Source organism: Methylocaldum sp. RMAD-M, from assembly GCF_017832375.1.
GTDB lineage: Bacteria > Pseudomonadota > Gammaproteobacteria > Methylococcales > Methylococcaceae > Methylocaldum.
In genome coordinates this window covers 1-12,458 of record NZ_JAFIBZ010000042.1, presented here as the reverse complement: position 1 = coordinate 12,458, position 12,458 = coordinate 1, and the positions used below count along the sequence as shown (strand labels likewise).

The following is a 12,458-nucleotide window of genomic DNA, read 5'->3' as shown; positions in this document are numbered from 1 at the left end:
GTTTGCGTTTTATCGGAGGAACCGGGCTGCCCCCGAAGGCGGCGCCGCAGCGCCGCACGCCGAGGAACCCGGTATTTCAGGACAACTTAGGCGGTCCGGCGGCGGGAAAAGCCCACCAGCGCCGTCATGGCCGAACCCATCAGCCAGAGGGCCGGTGGCACCGGAACGGCGGACGGCGGCTCGCTCGCGAAGGACAGCGTGCCCAAGTCTTTATCGAGGAAGGCATAGCCCAGCACGCGATTATTGACGGTGGTCACTTGTCCACGGCCACCGCCCGTCGACCACACCTCGTACATAGCGAGCCACTGGCCAACCTCGGTATCCGTATCGATCGAACCATTCGCACCGCCCACGTTGCTGCCCCAGAAGTTGGGATAATCTCCTGGCTGACCCGTGACACTAAAAGTGGAGTTGTTGAGATTTACATCGAGATCAGTCTGATTGATATCCTGAATACGGAGATCCATCTGACCACGAACTGCCTGAGAGGTGGAATCTGTACCAAAGTCCGGATTGATTGTATCGACCGACAAGATGAAGTAATTACGGCCATTGGCGCCGCCCGTACCAAACTGCTGATCGGATTTCGCGCCCAAGCTGAACACCAGTGGGTTGCCGGTGGCGGCAAAATTAGCCCATTTCGCATCCGCGCCGAAGTTAGCCGTGAAGCTGGTCGGGTTGGCCGCGAACGCTTCGTAGGACCAGCCCGTATCAAAGGTGAAGGTTTCGCCTGCCGCCTGGTTCCACACGTTCAGGAACAGTTCGCCCTGAATGTCGCCCGCGTCGTTGATTTGGTTGCCGGGCTTACCATCATCGATGGCAGCGTTCGCTACGCCGGCCGAAAACGCCAGCGCGATGCCGGCCACCAAAGTTTTCAATTTATTCATTACCATTCCTCGTCTAGAATTGCGGTTGAAAATACCTTGCAGACATCTCCCCAAGGTCAATCTGCAGGGCTGTTTTCAGCCGGTCGCTTTTCGGCGACCGGCTTTTTTTGTGCCTTTTTCCTGGCACCGAAAACAAAAAAGCCGGGCTGCCATCAACGTTGGTGTGGCAACCCGGCTATCTTGCAATCAAGACCCGTGGCTTTCCGGCCCCGCCTCGCGACGAGTGTGGCTTTGTCCTAGCAACCCTCCTAGACCGGGCTCCTGCTCCCCGGCCGCAACTTGAACCGCACTGCGGTTTTCTTCCGTCCCTTTGAAGGCGAGACAGACTTTAATGTCGCTTTTTTACAACCAAGTTAAGTTTGTGTGACACCGATGAAATTTTTTGAAAAAACTCAACGCACGGCTCCCGCGCATCAACTAAGTCTTTGTTTTGGATTACATTTGCGTGCTGTGTTTTTTTTCAAAACCTTAAGTCGCAGATGATTGCAAGCTGCCCCGGCTGTAGCTTTTTCGCTGAACGACTTTACGGATTCGCAACATGAAGGCGGGGGAATTGAGGAAGGGCACCGCTGGATGTGACTTCTTCCGAAGCCTTGCCCGGTGTATCGGGTGGTAGGTCGGCAATCCTTTGCCGACAAATCCCGTCGGGAAGGGTCGCGATTAACGCGACCGTTTGCGATTGGAAGGGGCCGATTAAAGGCCCGTTTGCGATTGGAAGGGTGGCTCCGGCGTTCCTGGAAGGATCGGTTCGGTGCTCCCGAACCGATCGTTTGCGATTGGAGACACCGTTTGCGATTGGAAGGGATTCCCGACCTACTCCGCGGTTCGGTGCCAACCGGCCCGCAACCGATTGATCCGACATGCCTCCGTCGTTAGGCTGGTTCCCAAACTCCCGTTTGGGAACCGACGTTGAGAAGCTCCCGCTTCTCGATTCGAATGATGTTTCGAGAAGCTCGAGCTGCTCGGGTATAGCTCCCAGGCGGAAGCTTGGGAGCCAGCGAAAATCCATACCGGAATGGCGGTCCGCTGACCTGTATAGCAGCGACCGTTTGCCATCAAGCGCTGACGCTTAGCCGGGCCTGCATCCGGACGCCTTCGTCGGCAAGGGATTGCCGACCTACGGCCGCTCGTTTCGGCCTACATTTAGAGCCTTCCCAGTAGGTTTCAAAAACCCTTCGCCTCGGCTCAGGGCGAACGGCCTACTGAGATAGGCACTTAGAGGTACGGGCGGTTTCCCAATCTGCGCCGCTATACTTCGGTGAAAAACGATCGACCACCGGGATATGAGGTGGCGAAATTTCGCCGAGATGGGGCAAGATACGCTTCCTCCAAAACAACCCCCTTAGCTCTTGAAACGCTTATTGATATGGAGCGCCGCTTTTGCGGTCCTTGCCGTGGCGGGCGTCGAAATGGACCTGCTCCCCAATGTACGAACCTTGGAACTGGTCGGCCAGCGCTATGGATCGGCGGCGGTGGAACGTCTGTCGGCGTGGCGCGACCTGGTTCTGCATCTGGGCGGTGCCGGCGAGCACGAGAAGCTGGCGCGAGTCAACGATTTCTTCAACCGGCTGCCCAATATCTCCGACCCTGACCAATGGGCGCGCCGCGACTACTGGGCGACTCCGGTGGAACTCCTGGCCGCCAACGGCGGCGACTGCGAGGATTTCGCCCTGGCCAAATATTTCACCCTTCGAGCGGCAGGAGTGGCTCCCGACCGATTGCGGGTCACTTATGTCCGGGTCTGGCGGCCACAGCTGAGCCGCATGGAGCCGCACATGGTCCTGGCCTACTATCCCGCCCCGGAATCCGAACCGCTGATTTTGGACAATCTGATCGGCGATATCCGGCCGGCCGCCGCGCGGACCGATCTAGCGCCGACCATGAGCTTCAATGCGGAGGGGTTGTGGTCGGCCAAGCAGCGCGGGCAGCATGGCAAACTGGGTGAAGCGTCCGACATACGCCACTGGAACGATCTGTTGGCGCGCATGCACCACGAAAAGACGGGAGCGATTCGATGAAGACGATGAGCCTGAAAATCCTGCTGGTCCTGCTGCTCAGTCTGCTGTTTCTGCTGCTGGGGCTGGCTCTTTTCGCCACCGGCCTGGCGAATACCCACGGCTTTCTGCAACGCCAGTTGCACGCTCATGCGCAAGAAACGGCAACCACTCTGGCGCTGGAACTATCGCCCGCCCTGGCGAGCAACGACACCGCGGCGGTGGCCAATGCGGTGGACGCTCTCTACGATAGCGGCTACTACCGGCGTATCGCCGTGATCCGCCCCAACGGCGAATCCGTCGTGGAGCGGGAACTCCCCTTGAAAGTGGACGGCGCTCCCGAATGGTTCATCAGCCGCGTGCCGTTCGACGCTCCAGCGGGTCGGGCCGAATCGATGGCCGGCTGGAAACTTTCAGCCGTGGTCGACGTGGCCAGCCATCCCGGTTTCGGATATGGCCAACTTTGGCAGATGACCTGGTCCATCCTGGGCTGGACTCTGGGTTTCTGGCTGATCTCCGCGCTGCTGTCGGTATGGCTGCTGCAAAAGGCATTACGTCCGCTGGACCGGCTGGAAAATCTGGCGCTTCGCATCGGCGAAGGCAAGTTCGAGCCTTTGGCGGAGCTGCCCCGTATTCGCGAACTGCATCATATCGGCTCGGCGTTCAACCGTATGTCGGAAGCGGTGCGGCGCATGCTGAACGCGAAGATGGAAACCATCGAGAAACTACAGCGGGATCTCCACCACGACCGGCAAACCGGTCTTTTCAATCGCGCGTATTTTCTCGCATCGCTGGACGCGGCCCTGGCAATATCCGGAACGCAGCACGCCATTGCCATCCTTCAGCTCACCGGACTGGCGAAATGCAATCGCCGATTCGGACGCGATACGGGAGATCTTGTCGTCAAATTTCTCGCCGATGTTGTGGAAGCTGTCGCCGAAAAGACGCACGGCTCGGCGGCGCGAATAGACGGCGCGCAGTTTGCCGTGCTGTTGGAGCACGCCGATGCCGATTGCCTGAACGATCTGACCCATCACCTCGCCCAATCGACGGTGATGGCTTTGCTCGAGACCGGAATCGCTTCGTCCTGCACCGTCCATATCGGGGCGGCCCTCTCTTCCGGCGATAGCAGCACGGCACTTCTTGCCCGGGCGGACGCTGCGCTGCGCGACGCGCAGATGGGGTCCAGCGGGAGCTTTCGGATTGCGGAGGCAGATCCGACGCCGGGCGGGAGCGGCCGGCTGGCGTTGCTGAGGCAGGCCTTGGACAACGGTCGTGTGGAACTGGAGCGGCAGCCGCTTATGTGCCGAAACGCTTCGGCACCCGAACATTACGAGGTGTTCGCGCGCATCGTGACGGAAAACGGATTACGGCTTTCCGCGGGCGCCTTGGCGCACATTGCCGAGGAAACCGATCTGGCTCCGTTGCTGGACGAACTCGTCGTCGCGCGCCTTCAGGAAGCGATGGCGGAAAAACCCGAAGCGGCATGGTCCGTCAATTTGTCGGTGGCCACCATCATGCAGCCGGGATTCGCTCGATCTTTTAGACATAAAGTGCCCGCTCGATCAAATCTGGCCATAGAAGTCCCCTTGAATCGGCTGATTTTGGCCCCGCAAGCGGCCGAGTCCGTTAGCGAGCTCAGGAGAGACGGTTTTCGGTTCGTGCTGGATCGCTTCATGCCCTATCCCGGCGCACTGGCCTGGTTAAACGAATTGATGCCGGATTGGGTAAAGGTGGAAGGAGCTCTCTGCCGCCGGATATTCGATGACGCCGGCAATCAGGCCCTGCTCAAGGCGCTATGCCAATACGCACGAGAGTTGGGTATCCGCGTTGCCGCCACCGGCGTGGAACGGGAGGACGAGGCCGATCTGCTTTTTGGCCTCGGGTTCGACGCGGTGCAAGGCCGTGTGTTCGAGAAGGCGAGCTAGAACGTTTTCATACCTACTGTACGGGCACTGGCGAGTAGGTCGGGAATCCCTTCCCGACTTACTGGAGACGCTACACCAAACAGGAAAATTCGCCTGCCGGAGGGGATGTCTCTTCCCGGCGACGAACGGATCGCTTCAGACGGCTTGTAAATCCATTCAACATTCAAGCGAACATTATCGTAGGGTGGGTTAGCGAAGCGTAACCCACCGATCCGAGGCCGTTCGGCGGGTTACGGCCTCGCGGCCTAACCCGCCCTACAAAACAATTCCTGATTGAAAGCGATTTGGAAAAATACCTGAAACGGTGCGCCTGGGGTATTTTCCTGGCGTCAGCGAATTTTACGCCCACCGTAGATTTTCATCCTATCCCATTGATTCAGCGAAACACGAGTCCTTGGCTCAGAGTTTGCTGCTAAATCCCCAGACATCCGAACCCGACGGGAGACTTTTCACCTAAACGCGGATCGGCATCGGACTGCTATTCAGCACGCGGCTCGCGCCGTCCGTTACGAAAACGCCGTATACGCCCTCTCGCATGTTCTGGTTCGCCATCGGTCCCGGAGCCGTCCGCCGGGGCCAAGAGCGACCACATTCCGAACCACCAATAGGCCGCCATCGAAATTTCTCAAAATGTCACAGACCCTTAACAAAATCTTCACAGAACTTCGATTTAATAAACAAAAACTGAAAGATTTTTTTGTCGTTGACCTTTTCGGCATGAAAGCGCCGGAAATCATCGAGCGACGCCCTGGAACCCAAAGGCATAGAAAGCGTGCTGTCGGTTGAGGGTGTACGACTGAAGCGACCTGCACTGGGTATGTGCTGGTTCCCAAACTCCCGTTTGGGAACCGACGTTGAGAAGCTCCCGCTTCTCGATCCGCATGCGGTTGCGGGAAGCGGGAGCTTCTCGGGCGGGGCGCCCAAGCCGAAGCTTGGGCGCCAGCGGAGAGGCTGTTTGGGATAGGAACGGTATATCGAGGCTTGTCAGAGCATTTTGGGGGATATCAAAGGTCGTTCGGAAACAGCCATATCTTGGTTATCTCGCCGAATCGATAAACCAGGCAGGGATGGGTGGAATTGGAGTGTGGAAATCCGGGCATCGTCGCCCGTCATACCTCTACGCGCCTTTCGCAGACGTATAGGGTCGCCGCTTTTGTAGGACGAGAGAGATACGAGGGAATGTTTGGAATTCGGGTTTTTCGTTGCGTTTTAAACTGACTGTAAGGAGTAGCTGCTCATGAAGACATTTATCGGTGCAATCACAGGCATTCTTTTCTTTTTCTGCGGGGCTGCCGCGCAGGCCGCTCTGCTGGAAGGCCAATCGGTTTATTTCCAGTTTGCGGACGAGGACCTGGATTACTTCGGGACACCGTCCATCGACGGCGATACCCTGAGCTTCGCCTTTTCCGATCGTTCTGCCGCCTCGGCTTCCCAGCGCCTAAGGGAAACCATGGAATTTCAGGTCATCGCCAAGGACGGATTTCTGATCAATCAGTTTCACCTGGCGGAGGGCGGCGACTATGCACTCGCCGGAAAGAACAGCAGCGTTTCGGCCAGCAGTCGGCTCCGGCTCGACGACTTTACCAACGACGAGTTGTTCCGCGACTCGGGTGAAAAATCCTTCCGCCTCGGCGGCAGCGGCGGCGAAAAGGCGGGCAGCTGGACCACGCTGTTCGAGCAGTCGATTGCCCGGAGCGAAGAACTGGACATCCTATTGACGACGATGCTGGGGGCCGTTCCGGTGGGCAGTCAGGGTGAGGCCTGGATCGATCTGAACTCGATCCGCGTGACCATCGGCGCGGTTCTGTCCGGCGGCGAACCGGCCCCGGTGCCTTTGCCCGCGGCCGTGTGGCTCTTGGCCTCCGGACTCGCCGGTTTGACCAGCGTGATGGCGGCCAAGAAAAATCAGGCACGCTGCTGAATCAAGGCGCAGATCTCGCCATTTTGGATCAGGCTGCTCTCCGAGCCGCCGCTTTGCACGTCGATCGCGTTTGTCGGCAAAGGATTGCCGACCTGCGACGGCTGCCGAACTGGAATCGTAAGATGCCACTTAAGGAAGCTCTGATTAAGTTCTTCGACAGGCCTGTCCTGAGCATCGTCGAAGGGCATGAACGGATTCCACTTGTTCAGAGCTTCCTTAAAAGCATCAATCCGCCACGGAATCGGTGCTTGCCTCTTGCGGCAAGGACGTAGGCGAATCGAGCGGCAACCGCACCACGAATTCACTGCCCTTTCCCTGCCCTTCGCTGCGGGCCTCGACCTGTCCGCCATGCAAAGCGACGATTTTTTGCACGATGGTCAGCCCCAACCCCAATCCTCCCTGAGAGCGATCCAGAGTGCGGTCGGCTTGAGTGAAGGCGTCGAACAGGCGGGGCAATAACGCGCTGGGAATTCCCTCTCCGGTATCGCGAACGCAAATAACCGCATTCCTATCTTCAACGAATGCGGTAAGCCAAATGAAGCCGCCTTCCGGGGTGTACTTGGCGGCATTCGATAAGAGGTTCGAGATTGCTTGTACCAGGCGCGCAGCGTCAATCTCGAGCCGAATCGGATCAGCAGGCAACGAAACCGTAAAACGGTGGTGGCGCTGGTCCATGAGCGGCTTACAGGTCTCAACCGCCTGATCGATCACCACCGTCAAATCCATAGGCACTCTGCGCAGAGTCAGCTTGCCTTGAACGATCCGCGAGACATCCAAAAGATCGTCCACGAGCCTCGCCAACTGAGTGACCTGCCGGTCGACCACGTCCCGTACCCATCGAAGCTGGGAGTCCGGCGCATCGAGTTTCCGCATGATCGCCATGGCGTTGCGTATGGGCGCCAGGGGATTCCGGAGTTCGTGCCCCAGCATGGCAAGAAACTCGTCCTTGCGACGCTCGGATTCGTGCAGGGCGCGATTGGCGGCCTCGAGCTGGAGAGCCCGCTCAGCCAGTTCGATTTGCGCCTTTCGTACGGCCGCTTCGGCCTTCTTCCGCTCGCTGACATCGATTATCGAGACCCAGTAATGAACATCCGTCCCGGAATCGTCTGGCGCGCCCATTCGACTGTCCAGCACGACCGGCAATCCTCGTCCCTCGACGGTTAGCAAGGTGAGCTCGGTCAGGCCGGTGCCGCATATCCGGCAGTCCCGGAGATGTTGCAGGAACTGATGGCGGTCTTGTTCGGCGATGAGGTAAAGAAAGAGAGAACCGAGGAAATGATCCCGTTGACCACCGAGCAGGCGCGCGCCGGTCGCGTTCAGGGCACGAATGATGCCGCACGCATCCAAACCTACGTAACCCACGGGCGCGAACTCATAGAAGTCCGCATAGCGGTTGCCGGAGAAGCCGTTCATTTGACAAGGCATCACTGATCTTGACTCCAGTTCCGTAGTAGGCGTGTACCACTGGCGAATCCTTTCGGCTGATACGACATTGATAGCGCCCTTTTGTTTCGGCCGATCGGATGGCGCGTGGCGAAAGGTCTGGAAAACTTGCACTGTCATGGCTGCGTCATAACGTCTGGGCATGATCCGATGAGCTCGCCGGAAAAGAGACGTGAGCGACGAGGTCGAAGGACATCGTCTACGCCGCTACGACGAACTTCGATTCGCAAAAGTAATGTCGTCTTATTCCGAGAACCAACGGCCGGGAGACATCGAGCAAGCACGACCATCACGAGAAGGAATCTGTCCCATGAAAATGCTGGAACTAATAAAAGTTGCCGATCTGTTTACCATCAGCAATCTGGCCTCCGGGCTGATGTCGATTTTCTTGGCCACCGAAGGCCATCCGGACTGGGCCTCCGGTTTCCTGGTGCTGGCCGTGCTCTTCGACAGCCTGGATGGCAAGATCGCGGCCCTACTTCACCAACAGAACCTGTTCGGCAAACAACTGGATTCGCTTGCCGACCTGGTGTCATTCGGCGTGGCTCCGGCGTTTCTCTATTTCTCGATCGACACCCATCACTGGATCAAGACACTGATCCTGATCATGTTCGTCACCTGCGGAATGCTGCGTTTGGCGCGCTACAACATTTCGCAGGGCAATGCCTTTGAAGGGGTTCCGATCACGGTCAACGGTGTCCTGTTCCCGACCCTGTTCCTGGTCGCCGCGTTCGTACCGGAAAGTGTCAATGCCTGGCCGATGATATTCCTGGTGCAAAGTTTCCTGATGGTTTCCAGCCTTAGAGTGCGGCGGCTTTTCTGAGTCCCTTTGTCTCCGCTGTAACGGGAGCACCGGCTCGCCCGATCAAGGCTAGGCACATCGAGACATGCAAGCTTGGCAGGCAACGGGTTCGCCAGCAAAGGATTGCCGGCCTACGAATGCTTGAAGCAATTCACCCGAACTGAAGGCGCCAACGACTTCCGCCAAGCCTGTTTTGCCATACGAGCGCGATGAAAACGCTTTAGAGCGTTTTCCGAATCGGTGTAAGGGATTCGGATATGTAGGTCGGCAATCCCTTCCCAATCGCAAACGGTCGCTTTAGTCGCGACCCTTCCAATCGCAAACGGCATCTCTGGGAGCGCCAGAGCTGCCCTTCCGACAAAGCCCTTCGCCGAGCCGATACGTCGGCAAGGGATTGCCGACCTACGTTCTCCCCTCCTGGAACGAATCCGTACACCGGGATGAAAAACGCTCTAAAACACGAGCGTCCACCCCGGCTCGCGGGCCTGATCGCGCGTGTAACTCACGCCGTGCACCTTCAGCCCTTCGGCATTGAGAAGCGAGATGATTCCGCCCTGGTTGGACAATTCGATGTCGGGCCGAACGTGGATGATCATCGGTTCGCCCGGATTCAGGGTGCCCGTCAGCGGCTTTCGGTGCTTGGCGCGGTCCAGCAGTGCCCAGCCGTCGAGATCGATAGGCCGTGGCGAGGTATTGAGCAGGATCACGGTTTCGTCTTCCGGCGATTCGATCGTATTGACCTTTGCCGCCACGATACGCACCAGGCCGTCCGGTACCGCATGGGTGGGAGGCCATACCGGCGTCGGCCGGGGCGGAAGGCCGTGTTCGGCGGGAGGACCGCCCGGCTCTTCGGGCAACATATGCCCGGTACGATCATCGGTATGAATCGCCTGCGACTGAAATTTCAGGAAGAGGGCCACCCATTCCTGCTGGTCCGCGTACCAGAACAGCAGCCCGCCGTCCTGCCAGACGCCGTCATCCTTGACGAAATCGTCGGCATTGCCCTGATTCATGTGGATGTCGTGAACGCCGCGGCCGGGCGCGAAACCGAAGATCTTGTCGCGCTTGTTCTCCGGCCCCCAGGGCTCGCCGAACGCATACACCCAGGCGTTCTCGCTAGCCATGGCGCGCTGCACGTAGCGGTCAATCTTCTCGTTGAGGTCGTTGTCCGGGCCGGGCACGGAAAACGGGAGAGGCGTCATTTCGGCGAACGAGCCGAACAGATTGCCGCGGATGTAATCCAGCGCGACTCCGCCGGGCTTCGAGGGCAGCTTGTGCCAGCCCGGCTCCAGTTGTTCCAGCGACTCGGTTATGGGATGCCGGAAGTGCGGCACGATCAGGTAGGACAATTCCGAAGGCCACAGCTTGGACTTGACGTTCACCGCCAATCGATAGCGATCCTGCTCGTCCACCGCCAGAATCTGATAATGGGGGTTGTCGCCGGTCCCGAGATGCCGATCGACCGGTGTCGCTCTCAAAACGCCATAATTTTTCAGGGGCATGGTGGCTTTCTCCGTGTTAAGAGATCGAGGTCATTCCTGCGCCATCGCGCGGCGCGATTTGTATTCCGGCGTACCCGGCGAGTAATGCTTGCGGGCCCAACCGGCATCGGGCCGCAGCTTGAACTTGCGGCGGCGGGAAGATGTGGTTTCCCGGTCGCGGTAATACGCGGCGCGGGCCCGGTAGTGTTCGTACAGGCGGAAGAACTCCGCGAGATAGATCGCCGCGATGCGGCGGGAGCCCAGGATTTCCAGCAGGTTTTCGTCGTTCCGGTGCAGCGAGTTGTTGCTCATGTTGGCGGAACCGGAGTAGATCACCGGCTGAGGCGTTTCGCCGTCGATCACGATGAACTTGTGATGGATGATGACCGGCGGGAACGGCGGCGGCGCTTCCCCCGGAAACAGCATGAGCTCGGTATCGAAGCCCTCCGGGGTATCCGACCGGCGGAAACGCTCCGCGCCGATCACGTCGCGACCCTGGCGGGAGCGGTGGTAGAGTTCGAGCGCGGCGATCTGGTCCACGCGGACGGCCTCGTCCGTTTTCGGCCTGGCGATCCGGTTGACCAGTCCGAACATCATCTTGCCGTTGTCCCCCGCCATGAAACAGGCGTCGCGAAGCTCGGCATCGGTCGGCGTGAACAGGCAGAAAAGCACCGAACTCCTGGCCCGATGGATGGCTTCGACGATGGTGTCGATGGATTCGCGCTGGGAACTCGCTTCCGGCGAAAAGAAAACCCGCACCCCGGCATCGCCCACCGTAATCGGACTCGACCAGCGGGCATTCCGCGCCAGGGATGACAAAGGCGGATTGTCTTTGAGCCGCTTGAAGCGGTCGAAATATAGCCCGGCCAGGGCGGACGAATCGAAGGTGTGCATCAAATTCGCCTGGGTCGACAAAGCCCCCGTGGTGTAGTTGGCGGAACCGCACACGACCCTCGCTGCCGCGGGGCGACGGCCGGCCAACCCGCGGCCCGACACCAGGTATTTGTTGTGCATGATGGCGGCCTTGTCGCGGGGGAAAAACGCCACCCGGTCCTTTATCCGGTCCACCGCCGGTTGATTGGGCGAAACCCTGTCACCGTCCGCCGATTCCGTTTTCTTTGCGTCGTAGACCAGAGCCAGGGAATGATTCCGGCTGAAGGTGTCCAGCGCCGGAACGATGAACAGTTCGTCGGTCAGATGATAGATCGCCCCGACCGCCTCCCTCGCCTGCCTGAGAAATGCCGGGACCACGCCGTCCAGACCGTTGGCCAGCCATCGGCGCAATTCGCGCGCCTGCTCCGCGCTGGGTTTGTCGTCGAGCTCCAGCCCCATGCCGCGCAGCTTCCGCATGAAACCCTGGGAGCTCAGCACCGCACGGTTGAACCAGGTGCCGATGCCGTGTTCGATTTCCGCCGGAAGCGTGACGTCGAGCGTTCCCGCTGCTTCCGCAAGCGGCTGGAGATTCCCCGGCGTGCCGATCACCGGGAAAACCTCGTATCGAAAAACCGGATTGCGTCCGGCGCTCGCGGCCGCCCGGTCTTCATCGCCGATTCGTGCGTCCCACCACAGAAACTTCTGGATCGGCGCTTCGTTGCTGGGAAAATCGGGCTGTTCCGGGTCGGCCGGACCGTTGAAGTCGATGCGGTTCAGAAGCCAGCTGGAAGGGGCGTACCGGCGCGTCGCGGGATCGCGAAATCCGGGTGTGCGCCTGGCGGCGAAACCCAGGAAATCCTTACGCCGGCTCCCCTCGTCCCAATCGAAGGCGAGCAAGATCATTCCCGGTGCCGGATATGCACGGATGGCGACCTTTTCCATATGCCCCCTATTATGTGCCCGGCCGTCAAGCGGCCGATACCGTTATCTCAAGGCTTTTGACGAACGACTCCGATAACCGGCGCCCGCGGCTCCTAAGTACATTCATGAAACTTTTGCGGCATAGGAACCGATAATCGAGAGCACCTGCTGTGGAGAGCGGTTGTGACGGTCGAAGAACTCGCGGGCG

General features: G+C 59.1%; 9 protein-coding genes and 1 riboswitch. Of the genes, 4 read left to right on the top strand and 5 right to left on the bottom strand.

The window, feature by feature from the left end; translation table 11 throughout:
• Positions 1-86 precede the first annotated feature (86 nt).
• Positions 87-887, bottom strand: a complete 801-nt coding sequence (locus tag JOD69_RS22795; RefSeq protein WP_086133258.1) for a hypothetical protein — start codon at positions 885-887, stop codon at positions 87-89.
• Between the two features lie 162 nt (positions 888-1,049).
• Positions 1,050-1,127, bottom strand: a riboswitch (cyclic di-GMP riboswitch).
• Between the two features lie 1,109 nt (positions 1,128-2,236).
• Here JOD69_RS22795 and JOD69_RS22790 point away from each other — a divergent pair.
• The 3 genes from JOD69_RS22790 (at position 2,237) to JOD69_RS22780 (ending at position 6,730) form a co-directional block, all read left to right on the top strand.
• Positions 2,237-2,905 carry a transglutaminase-like cysteine peptidase gene (locus JOD69_RS22790; RefSeq protein ID WP_210024321.1) on the top strand — a complete coding sequence of 223 codons (669 nt, stop codon included), beginning with the start codon at positions 2,237-2,239 and terminating at the stop codon, positions 2,903-2,905.
• The gene (locus tag JOD69_RS22785) at positions 2,902-4,809 is read left to right on the top strand and encodes an EAL domain-containing protein (RefSeq protein ID WP_086133259.1); all 1,908 of its coding nucleotides are present in this window, start codon (positions 2,902-2,904) and stop codon (positions 4,807-4,809) included. The genes JOD69_RS22790 and JOD69_RS22785 overlap by 4 nt, the downstream gene beginning before the upstream one ends.
• Positions 4,810-6,046: 1,237 nt before the next feature.
• A complete protein-coding gene (locus tag JOD69_RS22780; RefSeq protein ID WP_086133260.1) occupies positions 6,047-6,730 on the top strand; it encodes a VPLPA-CTERM sorting domain-containing protein in 684 nt (227 codons plus the stop codon).
• Here the strand turns inward: JOD69_RS22780 and JOD69_RS22775 are convergent.
• Together JOD69_RS22775 and JOD69_RS22770 are read right to left on the bottom strand one after the other, a co-directional pair.
• A complete protein-coding gene (locus tag JOD69_RS22775; protein WP_086133261.1) occupies positions 6,715-6,918 on the bottom strand; it encodes a hypothetical protein in 204 nt (67 codons plus the stop codon). The two genes, JOD69_RS22780 and JOD69_RS22775, sit on opposite strands and share 16 nt — an antisense overlap.
• A gap of 37 nt (positions 6,919-6,955) precedes the next feature.
• A complete protein-coding gene (locus tag JOD69_RS22770) occupies positions 6,956-8,155 on the bottom strand; it encodes a PAS domain-containing sensor histidine kinase (protein WP_240506790.1) in 1,200 nt (399 codons plus the stop codon).
• A gap of 328 nt (positions 8,156-8,483) precedes the next feature.
• On the opposite strand from JOD69_RS22770, the gene pssA reads away from it, so the two are divergent.
• A complete protein-coding gene (pssA, locus tag JOD69_RS22765; protein WP_077730081.1) occupies positions 8,484-8,996 on the top strand; it encodes a CDP-diacylglycerol--serine O-phosphatidyltransferase in 513 nt (170 codons plus the stop codon).
• Positions 8,997-9,427: 431 nt separating this feature from the next.
• Here the strand turns inward: pssA and JOD69_RS22760 are convergent, their stop codons facing one another.
• A complete protein-coding gene (locus tag JOD69_RS22760) occupies positions 9,428-10,477 on the bottom strand; it encodes a DUF2278 family protein (RefSeq protein WP_086133263.1) in 1,050 nt (349 codons plus the stop codon).
• A 30-nt stretch (positions 10,478-10,507) separates the two neighbouring features.
• Entirely contained in the window at positions 10,508-12,271 is a 1,764-nt protein-coding gene (locus tag JOD69_RS22755) for a phospholipase D-like domain-containing protein (RefSeq protein ID WP_086133264.1), read from the bottom strand.
• Positions 12,272-12,458: the final 187 nt, after the last annotated feature.